Annotated in this window: 1 protein-coding gene; it reads left to right on the top strand. The window is 52.5% G+C overall.

Features of this window, described 5'->3' with window-relative positions; genetic code table 11:
• Window positions 1–17,108: non-ribosomal peptide synthetase (locus AACQ83_RS13725; RefSeq protein ID WP_112878114.1), on the top strand; the 17,108-nt coding region annotated here is incomplete at its 5' end.
• Window positions 17,109–17,405 lie beyond the last annotated feature (297 nt).

The raw sequence follows: 17,405 nt of genomic DNA on the forward strand, positions 1-17,405 counted from the left end.
AAGCGTTTGCCCGCCAACGTTATGAGGCGCCGCAGGGAGCAACCGAAACGGTGTTGGCGGCAATTTGGTGTGAACTGCTGGGGATTGAGCAAATCAGCCGGCATGACAATTTCTTCACGTTGGGCGGACATTCCCTCGTCGCGGTGCGGGCAATAAACCGGATAATGGCGGTATTGGGTGTGGAATTGCCACTGATTGCGCTATTTAACACCCCTTCGTTAGCGGCTCAGGCACAGGTGGTTCAAGCTCGGCTTGATAAACAAGACAGCGTCGCATTGCCTGCCATAATACCTGTCTCCCGGGAGGGGATACTGCCGTTATCATTCGCACAACAGCGTTTGTGGTTCTTGGCCCAGCTCGAAGGCATCAGTGAAACGTATCATATCCCCCTTGCACTGCATTTGCACGGCCAGTTGAATATGACGGCTTGGCAGCAGGCATTGAATACCGTCTTTGGCCGCCATGAAGCGCTGCGCACGGTATTTACCTCTGTTGATGGTCAGCCGCAGGTTCGGCTGCTGGCAAAAGAGAGCGGGTTGCCGTTGGTGCAGTATGATTTGCGCGGGCATTCGGCGGCGGACACGGCACTGGAACAGTTGTGCACCGAAGCCGTATCTGCGCCATTTGAACTCAGTCGGGGGCCGCTTATCCGGGCGGTGCTTATCCGGTTAGCGGATGAGGACTATCAGTTTTTGCTGATCCAGCATCACATAGTGTCCGATGGTTGGTCGGTCAATGTGCTGATACGTGAATTGAACGCGCTTTATACGGCCTTTCTGGCCGGGCACTCGGACCCTCTGTCACCTCTGGCAATCCAATATCCGGATTATGCGGCTTGGCAGCATCAGTGGCTTTCCGCCGAGCGCACCCAGGCGCAGTCTGACTATTGGCGAACCGTGTTGGCAGATGCCCCGGTGCTGCTGGACTTGCCCACCGATAGGCCACGGCCGCCAGAGCAGTCGTTTGCCGGTCATGCTGTTCCTGTCCACTTAGATCCGGAACTGACCGTCGCCCTTAACCATCTGAGCAACCAGCATGGTGTCACGCTGTTTATGACATTATTGGCAGCTTGGACCGTCGTCTTATCGCGTTTGTCCGGTCAGGAGGATATCATTATCGGCACCCCCAGTGCCGGCCGCAGCCGACAGGAAGCGGAGCCGCTGATAGGCTTTTTTGTCAATACCTTGGCGTTGCGCATGGTTGTTCCGAGTGAATTGACCGTGGCGGAATGCCTGACACGGGTTCGGGAAACCGCGTTAGCGGCACAGGCGCATCAGGATCTGCCGTTTGAACAGGTGGTGGAAATCGTTCAACCGTCCCGCCGGCTGGCGCATACCCCGCTGTTCCAGGTGATGTTTGCCTGGCAGAACAATGAACACACTGACTGGGAATTGCCGGGATTGACTGTCACACCGGTTGATCAGGCTTTTGACGCCGTTAAGTTTGATCTCGAGCTGGAACTGTATGAGGAAGCCGGCGGGATTAGTGGGGCACTGAATTATAGTACATCCCTGTTTGATAGACCCACCATCGAACGGCATAGGGGTTATTTGCAGACTGTGCTGCAAGCGATGGTGGCAAATGCCCAACAGAAGGTGGGTGAAATGGATATTCTGGCCCCGGCAGAGCGCCGGTTATTACTGGAAACGTGGAATGCCACGGAAACGCCGTATCCTGAGACGTTGTGTCTCCATCAGTTATTTGAACAGCAGGCAGAGAAAACCCCAGATGCCACTGCACTGATATATAAAAACCAGACCCTCAGTTATGCCGAACTCAATGCCCGTGCTAACCGGCTGGCTCACCAGTTGATTGCCTTGGGGGTAGCGCCAGATCAGTTAGTGGCGATTTGTGTATCACGTTCACCGGCAATGGTGGTGGCGCTGTTGGCGGTGCTGAAAGCGGGAGGGGCTTATGTCCCGCTGGATCCGGCTTATCCCGGTGAGCGTCTGGCACATATTCTCACCGATGCTGCATCGGCTATTATTTTGGCGGATGAGATCGGACGGACAGCTTTGGGAGATAAGGCGCTGGCAGGACGGAAGGTGCTTGACCCGAATAGTTTGCCTGAGCAGCCAGACAGTAACCCACAGATAGCGGCATTGATCCCCTGTCATCTGGCCTATGTCATTTATACCTCCGGTTCGACAGGCGCACCGAAAGGGGTGATGGTGGAACATCAGGCGTTGTATCAACGTTACTTGGGGGTTAATGAACTTTACGCTGTTACTGCACAGGATCGTGTACTGCAATTCTCTACTTTTGCATTTGATGTCTCAGTAGAGGAATGTTTCTCAGCATTATGTAATGGCGCCACGTTGGTGATGCGCGATGATGGCTGGCTGGCTTCCATACCGGAATTTATTGCCTTGGCTCGGCAAAACCGCATCACGGTCATGTTCTTGCCGACTCTGTTTTGGTCTGAACTGGCGGCCAGTGAGAAGGAACTGCGACTGCCTGATGCCCTTAGACTTATCATCATCGGGAGTGAGGCGATCAAAAAGAATGCCATCCAAGACTGGTTCGGGCAGGAAGGTTATCGACCCCGGCTATTAAACGCTTATGGACCGACGGAAAATACGGTAACGGCAACCTGTCAGGAAATATTATCTCCGATCGAAGATCGTTCTATCGGTCGGCCGATCAAGAATACTCGCATTTATCTGCTGGATAAAAAGAGGCAACCCGTGCCGTTAGGCTGCGTGGGTGAAATATACATTGGTGGAGTAGGAGTCGCACGGGGCTATCTGAACCGCCCTGAATTGACGGCGGAGCGTTTCCTTATTGATCCGTTCAGTGATAGCCCAGATGCATGCATGTACCAAACCGGGGATTTAGGCCGTTATCTGCCGGATGGCAATTTGGAATTTCTGGGACGTAACGATCAACAGGTCAAAATTCGCGGTTTCCGCATTGAACCGGGAGAAATTGAAAGTTGTCTGTCTGAATACCCGGCAGTGCGTGAGTCAGCATTACTGGCGCAGGGGGAGGGTTCGGACAAACGGCTGGTGGCGTATGTAGTGGCAGACGCAGAGGAGGAGCTGGTAAACAGCCTGCGGGGACACTTGAGTGCCCGGTTACCGGATTACATGGTACCGGCGGCGTTTGTGCGCCTGGACAGTTTCCCGTTGACCCCGAACGGTAAACTGGATCGACGGGCATTACCTGTGCCCGGTGAGGACGCGTTTGCCCGCCAGATTTATGCAGCCCCCCAAGGGGAAATAGAAATTGTCCTTGCTGCTGTTTGGCGTGAGTTACTGGGCATCGAAAAAATCAGCCGGTACGACAATTTCTTTGCTCTGGGCGGGCATTCCCTGCTGGCGGTACGGGTGATGAACCGGATAATGACCGTATTGGGCGTGGAATTACCGCTAGCGGTGCTGTTTAATTCGCCTTCGTTGGCGGCCTTAGCTCAGGTGGTCCAAGCTCGGCTGGATAAACAAGACAATGCTGCTTTGCCCGCTATACTGCCAGTCTCCCGGGTGGGAAGATTACCGTTATCATTTGCACAACAGCGCTTGTGGTTCCTGGCCCAGCTTGAGGGTATCAGTGAAACGTATCATATCCCCCTTGTGCTGCACTTGCGCGGCCGGCTGGATATAACAGCCTGGCAGCAGGCATTGAATACCGTTTTTGCCCGCCATGAAGCGCTGCGCACGGTATTTGTTTCCGTTGACGGTCAGCCGCAGGTCCGGCTGCTGGCAAAAGAAAACGGCGTGCCGTTGGTGCAGCATGATTTACGCGGGCACTCAGAGGCGGACTCGATACTTGAACAGATGGTCACCGAAGCCGTGTCTGCGCCATTTGAACTCAGTCGGGGGCCACTTATCCGGGCGGAGCTTATCCGGCTGACGGATGAGGATTATCAGTTTTTGCTGATCCAGCATCATATTGTGTCCGATGGCTGGTCGGTCACTGTGCTGATACGTGAACTAAACGCGCTCTATACGGCCTTTCTGGCCGGGCACCTAGACCCGCTACCACCGTTGGCAATCCAATATCTGGATTATGCTGACTGGCAGCATCAGTGGCTTTCCGCCGAGCGTACCCAGGCGCAGTCTGACTATTGGAGAACCGTTTTGGCGGATGCACCGGTGCTGCTGGACTTGCCTACCGACAGGCCACGGCCGCCAGAGCAGTCGTTTGTCGGTTATACAGTGCCTGTCCGGCTAGATCCGGTACTGACAGCCGCCCTCAAACACGTAAGCCAGCAGCACGGTGTCACGTTGTTTATGACATTGCTGTCGGCCTGGGGCGTCGTTTTATCACGGTTATCCGGTCAGGAGGATATCATTATCGGCACCCCCAGTGCCGGCCGCAGCCGGCAGGAAGTGGAGCCGCTGATAGGCTTTTTTGTCAATACACTGGCCTTGCGGATGGTGGTTTCGGGTGAACTGACTGTGGCGGAATGCCTGACACAGGTTCAGGAAACCGCGTTAGCGGCCCAGGCGCATCAGGATCTGCCGTTTGAGCAGGTGGTGGAAATTGTCCAACCGCCACGTTGGTTGGCGCATACCCCGCTGTTCCAGGTGATGTTTGCTTGGCAGAACAATGAACGCACAGACTTGGAATTACCGGGTCTGATAGTGTCACACGTTGATCAAGAGTTGGATATTGTCAGATTTGATCTTGAGCTGAATTTGTTTGAAGAAGAAGGCGGGATTGTTGGCGATCTTGGCTATTCTGCTGCGTTGTTTGATCAATCGACAATAGAGCGGCAGGTAGGTTATCTGCATGCTGTGTTGCAAGCGATGGTGGCAAATGCCCAACAGAAAGTAGGTGAAATAGACATTCTGGCCCCGGCAGAGCGCCGGTTATTGCTGAAAACGTGGAACGCGACGGAAACGCCGTATTCTGAAACGGTGTGTATCCATCAGTTGTTTGAACAACAGGCAGAGAAAATCCCGGATGCCATCGCCTTAATGTATGAAGAACAGACCCTCAGTTATGCCGAACTCAATGCCCGTGCCAACCGGCTGGCCCATCAGTTGATTGCATTGGGGATAGCGCCAGACCAGCTAATAGTCAGTTGTGTGTCACGATCACCAGCCATGGTGGTGGGAATATTGGCCATATTGAAAGCCGGTGGGGCTTATGTGCCGCTGGACCCGGATTATCCCGGTGAACGTCTGGCACAAATGCTCACCGATGCCGCTCCAGCTATTGTTTTGGCGGATGAGACTGGACGGGCAGCCTTGGGAGACAAGGCACTGACCGGACGGGTGGTGCTTGATCCGAATAGCCTGCCTGAACTGCCGGATAGTAACCCACAAATACGGGCATTAACTCCCCGGCATTTGGCGTATGTGATTTACACATCCGGTTCAACGGGGACGCCAAAAGGGGTGATGGTGGAACATAATCAACTGGTGCAGGAAATTACTGTACTGAGTACGACATTGTCGTTTAACACTTCTGATCGGATATTACAGTTCTGCAATACTTCTTTTGATGTATGTGCATCAGAAATATTTTTTGCAATGACCAATGGTTCAGCACTCATATTGAGGACAAATCAGTGGACATCCAGTGCACAGGAATTTTGGTCTCTGTGTGAGCTATATAACGTTACTTATATATCAATTCCGGTTCAATTTTGGCGGATACTTGCTGATTCTAATAAAGGTGATATCTATAAGGACTTAAGAATTATTTGTATCGGCGGGGAAACGATACCCCAAAATGAATTAGAATGCTGGTTATCTGTTTACCGTGAATGTCCTGTTTTGGTGAATTGCTATGGAGCGACAGAAGCGACGATTACCACGACGATTTCTTACCTAAATGAAAAAACAGGACAGTCCAATCTCATTGGCCGTCCACTTCCCAATATGCAAATGTACTTGTTGGATGCTTATGCTCAGCCAGTACCATTAGGATCGATAGGCGAGTTATATATTGGCGGGGTTGGTGTGGCGCGGGGTTATCTGAACCGACCAGAGCTGACAGCAGAACGTTTCCTTGCCGATCCATTCAGTGATAAACCCCATGCACGGATGTACCGCACCGGGGATTTAGGTCGCTATCTGCCGGATGGTAATCTGGAATTTCTGGGGCGTAACGATCAACAGGTCAAAATTCGCGGTTTCCGCATTGAGCTGGGAGAAATTGAAGTCAGGTTGACAGAACATCCGGCAGTACGTGAATCGGTGGTACTGGCACTGGAGGAGGGAACGGACAAACGGCTGATGGCGTATGTGGTGGCAGACGCCTCGGAAGAGTTGGTGGACAGCCTGCGGGCGCACCTGAGTGCGGTTTTACCGGATTACATGGTACCGTCGGCGTTTGTTCGTCTGGACGCCTTCCCGTTGACACCGAATGGCAAACTGGACCGCAAGGCTCTGCCTGTGCCCGGTGAGGATGCATTCTCCCGTCAGATTTATGCAGCCCCACAAGGGGAAATAGAAACCGCGTTGGTGGCGATTTGGTGTGAGTTATTGGGCATCGAAAAAATCAGCCGACACGACAATTTCTTTGCGCTGGGCGGGCATTCCCTGCTGGCGGTACGTGTGATGAACCGGATAATGGCCATATTGGGCGTGGAATTACCGCTGACGGTGCTGTTTAATTCTCCTTCGTTGGCGGCCTTAGCGCAAGCGATTCAGGCCTGGCTGGATAAACAAGACAGCACTGTATTGCCCGCCATACTGCCTGTCTCCCGTGAAGGGAAATTGCTGTTATCATTTGCACAACAGCGCTTGTGGTTCCTGGCCCAGCTTGAGGGCGTCAGTGAAACGTATCATATCCCCCTCGCACTGCATTTGCGTGGCCGGCTGGATATAACAGCCTGGCAGCAGGCACTGAATACCGTCTTTGCCCGCCATGAAGCGCTGCGCACAGTATTTGTCTCTGTTAACGGTCAGCCACAGGTTCGGCTGCTGGCGAAAGAGAACGGGGTGCCGTTGGTGCAGCATGACTTACGTGGGCACCCGGCGGTGGACACGGTGCTGGAACAATTGTACACCGAAGCGGTGTCTGCGCCGTTTGACCTCAGCCGGGAACCGCTTATCCGGGCGGAGCTTATCCGGCTGACGGAGGAGGACTCTCAGTTTTTGCTGACCCAGCATCACATTGTGTCCGATGGTTGGTCAGTCACGGTGCTGATACGGGAACTGAACGCTCTCTACACGGCCTTTCTGGCTGGGCATCCTGACCCGCTGCCACCGTTGGTAATCCAATATCCGGATTATGCCGCCTGGCAGCATCAGTGGTTTTCCGCAGAGCGCACCCAGGTGCAGACTGACTATTGGCAAACCGTGTTGGCGGATGCGCCGGTGCTGCTGGACTTGCCTACCGATAGGCCACGGCCGCCAGAGCAGTCGTTTGCCGGTCATGCGATGCCTGTCCACTTAGATCCGGAACTGACCGCCGCCCTCAAACAATTAGGCCAGCAGCACGGTGTTACCCTGTTTATGACTGTGCTGTCGGCTTGGGCCGTCGTTTTATCACGATTGTCCAGTCAGGAGGATATCGTTATCGGTATTCCCAGTGCCGGCCGCAGCCGACAGGAAGTGGAGCCGTTGATAGGCTTTTTTGTCAATACACTGGCCTTGCGGCTGGCAGTTTCGGGTGAACTGACTGTGACGGAATGCCTGACACGGGTGCGGGAAAGCGCATTAGCGGCTCAGGCGCATCAGGATCTGCCGTTTGAACAGGTGGTGGAAATCGTTCAACCGCCACGTCGGATGGCGCATACCCCACTGTTCCAGGTGATGTTTGCCTGGCAGAACAATGAACAGACTGACTGGGTATTGCCGGGCCTGACCGTCACACCGATTGATCAGGTTTTTGACGCTGTCACGGTCGTTAAGGCCGTTAAGTATGATCTCGAACTGGAACTGTATGAGAACGCAGGCGGGATTAGTGGGGCATTGAATTACAGTACCGCCCTGTTTGATCGAACCACGATTGAACGGCACATTGGTTATTTGCAGACCGTGCTGCAAGTGATGGTGACAAATGCCCAACAGAAGGTGGGGGACATAGATATTCTGGCCCCGGCAGAGCGCCGGTTATTGCTGGAAACGTGGAATTCCACGGAAACGCCGTATCCTGACGCGGTGTGTCTCCATCAGTTATTTGAACAGCAGGTACAGAAAACTCCGGATGCCACGGCACTGGAGTATCAGGGACAGTGCCTGAGTTATGCCGAACTTAATGCCCGAGCCAACCGGCTGGCTCATCAGTTAATGACGTTGGGCGTAGCGCCAGATCAGTTAATAGCCATTTGTGTATCACGCTCACCGGCAATGATTGTCGGGATATTAGCCATACTGAAAGCCGGCGGGGCTTATGTCCCGTTGGATCCGGTTTATCCCGGTGAGCGTCTGGCACAAATCCTCTCCGATACTGCATCGGCTCTTGTTTTGGCGGATGAGATCGGGCGGATAGCTTTGGGAGATAAGTTACTGGCCGGACGGGAGGTGCTTGACCCGAATGCCTGCTTTGACCAGCCGGACAGTAACCGACAGATAGCGGCATTGACACCCTATCATCTGGCCTATGTCATTTACACCTCCGGTTCGACAGGGACCCCGAAAGGGGTGATGGTGGAACATCAGGCGTTGTATCAACGTTACTTGGGGGTTAATGAACTTTACGCTGTTACTGCACTGGATCGTGTACTGCAATTCTCTACTTTTGCATTTGATGTCTCAGTAGAGGAATGTTTCTCAGCATTATGCAATGGCGCCACATTGGTGATTCGCGATGATGACTGGCTGGCTTCCATACCGGAATTTATTGCCTTAGTTCGGCAAAACCGCATCACGGTCATGTTCTTGCCAACGCTGTTCTGGTCTGAACTGGCGGCCAGTGAGAAGGAACTGCGACTGCCTGATGCCCTTAGACTTATCATCATCGGGAGTGAGGCAATCAAAAAGAATGCCATTCAAGACTGGTTCAGACAGGAAGGTTATCGACCCCGGCTGTTAAACGCTTATGGACCGACGGAAAATACGGTAACGGCAACCTGTCAGGAAATATTATCTCCGATCGAAGATCGTTCTATCGGTCGGCCGATCAAGAATACTCGCATTTATCTGCTGGATAAAAAGAGGCAACCCGTGCCGTTAGGATGCGTGGGTGAAATATACATTGGTGGAGTAGGAGTCGCACGGGGCTATCTGAACCGCCCTGAATTGACGGCGGAACATTTCCTTATTGATCCGTTCAGTGATAGCCCAGATGCCCGCATGTACCGTACTGGGGATTTGGCGTGTTACCTGCCGGACGGTAACTTGGAATTTCTGGGGCGCAATGACCAGCAGGTGAAAATTAGGGGGTTCCGCATTGAACCGGGGGAAATTGAAGTCCGGTTGATGGAACACCCGGCTGTGCGTGAATCGGTGGTACTGGTACAGGGTGATGGGACGGAGAAACGGCTGATCGCTTATGTGGTGGCGGAAGTGGATGAAGGGCTGGTGAACAGCTTGCGGTCGCACCTGAGTGCGGTTTTGCCTGATTACATGGTGCCGGTGGCGTTTGTGCGCCTGGACAGTTTCCCGTTGACCCCGAATGGCAAGCTGGACCGCAAGGCTCTGCCTGTGCCCGGTGAGGATGCTTTCTCTCGTCAGATTTATGCGACACCCCAAGGGGAAACAGAAACTGCACTTGCCTCTGTCTGGCGTGAGTTATTGGGCATCGAAAAAATCAGCCGGCACGACAATTTCTTTACGCTGGGCGGGCATTCCCTGCTGGCGGTACGGATGATTGAACATTTGCGCCATCTGGGGCTTAAACTGGCGGTGCGCGACCTGTTTCAGACTCCGGTGTTATCCAGTCTGGCGCAGAGGCAGGGGCAATACCAGGCCGTGCCTGTGCCTGTCAATGTAATTATCCCCGATACAACAACGATCACGCCGACGATGTTGCCGCTGATAGACCTGACTCAGGTTGATATTGATCGTATCGTCGGACAAGTGCCGGGCGGCATGAGCAATATTCAGGACATTTATGCCCTGTCACCCTTGCAGGACGGGATCTTATTCCACCATTTACTGGCAAACGAGGGGGATCCATACCTGTTGACCATTCAGATGGTTTTTGCGGACCGGGCTTTGCTGGACCGTTATTTGGCAGCCGTGCAGCAGGTGGTTAATCGCCACGATATCCTGCGGACTGCCTTTGTCTGGCAGGGGTTATCTGTGCCGGCACAGGTAGTCTGGCGTCAGGCCACCTTATCTGTAACCGAGCTGGCGTTAGATCCGGCTGAAGGGCCGGTCAGTGAGCAGCTAAGCCGGCGTTTTGACCCCCGCCGTTATCGTCTTGACTTAAGTGAGGCCCCGTTACTGCAATTTGTTATTGCTCGGGAAGCGGATGGTCGTTGGTTCTTATTGGAATTGCAGCACCACCTGATTGGCGACCACACGACACAGGAAGTGATGCATCATGAAATCCGGGCGTATCTGACGGGACTGGCGCCGACGCTGTCGGCACCGGTGCCGTTCCGTAATCTGGTGGCTCAGGCGCGGTTGGGCATCAGTCAGGAAGAACACACCCGTTTCTTTACTGAAATGCTGGCGGATGTGGTGGAGCCGACACTGCCGTTCGGCTTGGCGGAGGTCCATCGTGACGGCTCGCAGGTGACAGAATACCACCGGATGTTATCCGCTGAGCTGAATAGCCGTTTGCGCCGTCAGGCCCGGCAGTTGGGCGTCAGTCTGGCGGCGTTGTGTCATTTGGCCTGGGCGCAGGTATTGTCCCGGACCAGTAGTCAGGAAAACGTGGTGTTCGGTACCGTACTGTTCGGGCGTATGGCGGCGGGAGCCGGGGCGGACAGCGGGCTGGGGCTGTTTGTTAATACCTTGCCGTTGCGGCTGGATATAGATAACACGCCGGTACGGGAGAGTGTACAGCAGGCTCATACCCGACTGGCCGGATTATTGGCGCATGAGCATGCGTCGCTGGCGCTGGCTCAACGATGTAGTGGTATTGACAACGCAAGTCCCCTCTTTAGTGCCTTATTGAACTACCGGCATAATAATGTGTCAGCCATATCTGATGAGGGGATAAGTGGGATTGAGTTTGTTGGCGGACAAGAGCGGACTAGTTACCCCTTTGTGCTGTCGGTAGAGGATTTTGGTAGATCGCTGGGGCTGACGGCGCAGACGGTTCAGCCATTTGCGTCAGAGCGGATATGCGGTTATATGCAGCAGGCACTGGAGAGCCTGGCTGAAGCGCTGGAGCATACCCCGGACATACCGGTTCGGGCGTTGGAAATCCTGCCAGAAGCGGAACGCACATTGTTGTTAACAACCCGGAATGCAACGGAAACGGAGTATCCTGAAACGTTATGTATCCATCAGTTATTCGAACAACAGGCAGAGAAAACCCCGACTGCCACCGCTCTAGTGTATGAAGAGCAGACTTTCAGTTATGCCGAACTCAATGCCCGTGCTAATCGGTTGGCTCATCAATTAATGATGCAGGGAGTAGAGCCAGACCAGTTAGTGGCTCTTTGTGTATCACGCTCACCCGCAATGGTGGTCGGGGTATTGGCCATACTGAAAGCAGGTGGAGCTTATGTGCCGCTGGATCCGGCTTATCCCGGTGAGCGTCTGGCACATATTCTCACCGATGCTGCCCCGGCTATTATTCTGGCGGATGAGACTGGACGGACAGCTTTGGGAGAGAAGGCATTGGCCGGACGGAAGGTGCTTGACCCGAATAGCCTGCCTGAACAATCAGACAGTAATCCACAGATACCGGCATTGACCTCCTGTCATCTGGCCTATGTCATTTACACCTCCGGTTCGACTGGCACGCCGAAAGGGGTGATGGTGGAACATCGTAACATCCTGCGTTTATTTGATGCGACTGAATCCTGGTATCATTTTAACCAACAAGACAGTTGGTGCCTTTTTCATTCCATCGCCTTTGATTTTTCGGTATGGGAATTATGGGGAGCGTTGCGTTACGGCGCTAAATTGGTTTTAGTCCCCCACGCGATTACTCGTTCTCCACAGGAATTCCATCAATTTGTGTGCCAGCATGGCATCACCGTACTGAATCAGACACCAAGTGCTTTCAAAGCCTTTATTGCCAACTATGTTGATAACCCCTCACCGGATCAGTTGCGTTATATCATTTTTGGTGGCGAAGCCCTGGACCCAAGTATATTGAAGCCGTGGTATCGCTTGCGAAAAGACACTTCGCCACAGTTGGTGAATATGTATGGCATTACGGAAACGACCGTCCATGTGACTTACCGGGTACTAAATCACCATGATGTGGCGCAAACCGTCAGCCCTATTGGCACACGTATTCCGGATCTAACACTGTATTTGCTGGACAAATATGGTCAACCAGTGCCGGAGGGAGTCACTGGAGAGCTGTATATCGGCGGTGCTGGTGTCGCACGGGGTTATCTGAACCGGCCTGAATTGACGGCAGAACGTTTCTTAGCTGACCCGTTTAGTGATAAACCGGATGCGCGGATGTACCGCACTGGGGATCTAGTGCGCTACTGGCTGGCCGGCAATCTGGAATTTCTGGGGCGTAATGATCAGCAGGTGAAAATCCGCGGTTTCCGTATTGAGCCGGGTGAAATTGAAGCCCGTCTGGCAGAACACCCGGCGGTGCGTGGATCGGCGGTGTTGGCACAGGGTGATGGATCGGAGAAGCGACTGGTAGCGTATGTGGTGGCAGACGTAGCGGAGGGGCTGGTGAATAGCCTGCGGGCGCACTTGAGTGCCCAGTTACCGGATTATATGGTGCCGGCGGCGTTTGTGCATCTGGACAGCTTGCCGTTGACACCGAATGGCAAGCTGGACCGACGGGCTCTGCCGGCACCGGACCGTGATGCGTTTGCCCGCCAACGTTATGAAGCGCCGCAGGGAGAAACCGAAACGGTGTTGGCGGCGATTTGGTGTGAACTGCTGGGGATTGAGCAAGTCAGCCGGCACGACAATTTTTTTGCGCTGGGCGGACATTCCCTCGTTGCGGTGCGGATAATAAACCGAATAATGGCGGTATTGAGCGTGGAATTACCGCTGGCGGAGCTGTTTAACTCGCCTTCGCTGACGGCCTTAGCTCAGGTAGTTCAGACTTGGCTTGATAAACAAGACAGCACTGCATTGCCCGCCATAATACCTGTCTCCCGGGAGGGGATACTGCCGTTATCATTCGCACAACAGCGTTTGTGGTTCCTGGCTCAGCTCGAAGGCATCAGTGAAACGTATCATATTCCCCTTGCGCTGCATTTGCGCGGTCAGTTGAATATGGCGGCTTGGCAGCAGGCATTGAATACCGTCTTTGCCCGCCATGAAGCGCTGCGCACGGTATTTGTTTCCGCTGACGGTCAGCCGCAGGTCCGGCTGCTGGCAAAAGAGAGTAGGTTGCCGTTGGTGCAGTATGATTTGCGCGGGCATTCGGCGGCGGACACGGCACTGGAACAGATGTACACCGAAGCTGTGTCTGAGCCGTTTGAACTCAGTCGGGGGCCGCTTATCCGGGCGATGCTTATCCGGTTGGCGGATGAGGACTATCAGTTTTTGCTGACCCTGCATCACATAGTGTCCGATGGCTGGTCAGTCTCGGTGCTGATACGTGAACTGAACGCGCTTTACACGGCCTTTTTGACCGGGCAACCTGACCCCTTGCCACCTCTGACAATCCAATATCCGGATTATGCCTCCTGGCAGCATCAGTGGCTTTCCGCCGAGCGTACCCAGGCGCAGTCTGACTATTGGCGATCCGTGTTGGCGGATGCCCCGGTGCTGCTGGATTTGCCCACCGACAGGCCACGGCCGTCAGAGCAGTCATTTGCCGGTCAGGTTGTTCCTGTCCGGTTGGATCCGGAATTGACCGTCGCCCTCAAACACTTAAGCCAACAGCACGGCGTCACGCTGTTTATGACATTACTGTCGGCCTGGGCCGTCGTCTTATCGCGTCTGTCCGGTCAGGAAGATATCATTATCGGCACCCCTAGTGCCGGCCGCAGCCGGCAGGAAGTGGAGCCGCTGATTGGCTTTTTTATCAATACGTTGGCATTGCGGATGGCTATTTCGGGCGAATTAACGGGGGCGGAATTACTGGAACAAGTCCGACAGACGGTATTGATGGCACAGGCGCATCAGGATCTGCCATTTGAGCAGGTGGTGGAAATCGTACAACCGCCCCGCCAGATGGCGCATACCCCTCTGTTCCAAGTGATGTTTGCCTGGCAGAATAATGAACACATTGACTGGGTATTGCCGGGACTGACCGTCACACCGGTTGATCAGGCTTTTGACGCTGTTGATACCGTTAAGTTTGATCTTGAGCTGGAACTGTATGAGGAAGCTGGCGGGATTAGTGGGGCACTGAATTATAGTACATCCCTGTTTGATCGACCCACCATCGAACGGCACAGGGATTATTTGCAGACCGTGCTGCAAGCGATGGTGGCAAATGCCCAACAGAAGGTGGGTGAAATGGATATTCTGGCCCCGGCAGAGCGCTGGTTATTGCTGGAAACGTGGAATGCCACGGAAACGCCGTATCCTGAGACATTGTGTCTCCATCAGTTATTTGAACAGCAGGCAGAGAAAACCCCGGATGCTATCGCCCTAGTGTATGAAGAGCAGACCTTCAGTTATGCTGAATTAAATGCCCGAGCTAACCAGTTGGCCCATCAGTTGATTGAGTTGGGTGTTGAACCGGAGCAACGGGTAGCAATTTGTGTGTCAAGGTCATCGGCCATGGTGGTTGGGGTATTAGCCATACTGAAAGCGGGTGGGGCTTATGTGCCGCTCGATCCCATTTATCCGGCCGATCGGCTGGCGTATATGCTCGAAGACGCAGCACCCGTTGCGGTACTGACCCAAACCGAGTGGGTTGACCGGCTAGCTAGCACTGTGCCCACTGTGGTACTCGATGCCCAGGCAGCATTCTTGATGTCACATTCCACCGATAACCCAGACACTCAGGCGCTGGGACTGACATCACACCATCTGGCCTATGTGATCTACACCTCCGGTTCTACGGGACTGCCCAAAGGAGTGATGAACAGCCACCAAGCCTTGTGTAACCGCCTATTATGGTTCGTCCGTGATATCGTAACGGCTCCATTGGTAGCGGCACTGAAAACCAACATCAGCTTTGTTGATTCTGTAACCGAGATGCTAGGCGTGTTGTTGTCCGGTGGCAAACTGGTAGTTTTCAGTGATCATGAAGTGAAAGATCTCAACCGTTTCAGTGATGGTTTGCGCCGTTTTGGCGTCAATTATCTGGTGGTGGTGCCTTCGCTGTTACAACACTTAATTCAAGGCCATAGAGATGAGTTAAAATCCATCAGGACGTTGGTTTGCAGCGGAGAACGGCTGGCTCCTGAACTGGCCCGACAAGTTGTGACGGATTACCCTTGGCTCCGTTTGTTAAATTTCTATGGTTCATCAGAAGTCAATGGTGATGCTATCTGGTATGAATACAATGCTCAGGCAGGGATACCGGAAGTATCAGTGATTGGCCGACCAATTGCCAATACCCAGATCTATATTCTCGATCCTATTAGACAACCTGTCCCTCTTGGCGTAGTCGGTGAAATTTATATTGGCGGAGACGGGGTAGCCAATGGCTATCTGAACCGTCTTGAACTGACAGAGGCGCGTTTTCTTGTCGACCCATTCAGTGATAAACCTAATGCACGGATGTACCGCACTGGCGATTTGGCGCGCTACCTGTCGGACGGCAATCTGGAATTTCTGGGCCGCAATGATCAGCAGGTGAAAATCCGTGGCTTCCGCATTGAACCGGGGGAAATTGAAGTGCGGTTGGCAGAACACCCGGCAGTGCATGGATCAGTAGTGCTGGCACTGGATGATGGGACGGAAAAACGGTTGGTGGCCTATGTGGTGGCGGATGCGGAAAAGGAGTTGGTCAACAATTTGCGTACCCACCTAAGTTCGGTTCTGCCGGATTATATGGTGCCGGCGGCGTTTGTGCGTCTGGATAGCTTCCCGTTAACCGCTAACGGCAAACTTGACCGAAGGGCATTGCCAGCACCGGATAGAGAAGCGTTTGCCCGTCAACGCTATGAGGTGCCGCAAGGGGAAACCGAAACAGTGTTGGCGGCGATTTGGCGTGAACTGCTGGGAATTGAACAAGTCAGCCGACATGACAATTTCTTTGCCCTGGGTGGACATTCACTGTTAGCGGTGCAAATGATGAATATTGCCGCTGGGCAGGGTTTGAGTTTCACGTTAAATATCTTGTTCCAGTTCCCCGTGTTGACTGAATTGGCGGCAAAAATCACCTCAGATCCTCTGCTTCAACTGCAAAGTAGCGCCATATCAGTACGGTCTGGTGGAACAGGGTTGCCGCTATTCTTCGTTCCTAGTGGTATGGGAGATTATTCGTATGTCTTCGGGCTGTCTCAGCATATTTCATCGGGTTACCCGATTTATGTGTTGCCTTGGCCTTCCATCAATGAAGGACTAATGTCAACGATAGAGGTGCTAGCTATCAGGATGGTCACCTTTATAAAGGTTGTTCAACCGACTGGCCCGTACCGGATATGCGGTTATTCTTCGGGTGGTGTACTGGCTTACGCTATTGCGCAGCAACTTTTGAACGCCGGTGAGATAGTTAATTTTCTCGGATTGATTGATACGTTAGCGCCTCATTATTTTGGGAAAGAGGCCATGCAACCCAAATACCATTTCTTTACTGAGTTGGCCCGGCAGTCAGAGGAGTGTCCAGAAAAGATTGCGATGTTGTACCAGCGTATTGATGAATTGAATTTGGCGCAGTTTATTGAAGCAGCTCAGGAACTGGCATTATATCCCGCCAATCTGAGTGCTGACTTAATGGCAAAACGTTGGGAACAGATAGAGCATTATGAGCAAATAGTCAGAGATTATGAGCCACCAGTATTAGCGGTAACGTTGCATCAGTTTTATGCGATGGAAACTTACTCGTCTATTTCTTTTGTGACGGATAAAAAGTTAGAGTCTTTAAATATCGATCCATCGCTAGGTTGGGCACAGATAATATCTGATACTTCGCTTAAGTTAATAGCTATTCCGGGTGACCACTTTAGTTTATTGGAAAATGATGAGAATAAAATTGCTTTAGTTCATGCCTTGAATATGGCGTTAGTAATCGATTGTGATAAGGGATCGGTGTAATATTAATATATTGATAATTTAACGTTGGTTTGACAATCCGGTATATATTATTTATGCCGGATTGTTTTTATTTCAAAAAATAAGAGAAGTGATAATTACCATATGAGTTATTTAGTCAAGTTTTTACTATTATTGATTGGGGTTTAATCTAATCTGGTTTTTTCTATATATAAAAATATATTTCATTGTGTGGTTTTTGTTTTCATAAATCGTTAAGGATAATTAATGTAAGTTTTAAGAATAGCCATATATTTTTCGTTGTTAATGTTGGCTAATTTAATTAAAAAATTTGGTTTT

Source organism: Photorhabdus sp. S10-54 (assembly GCF_963878145.1).
Lineage (GTDB): Bacteria > Pseudomonadota > Gammaproteobacteria > Enterobacterales > Enterobacteriaceae > Photorhabdus > Photorhabdus kayaii.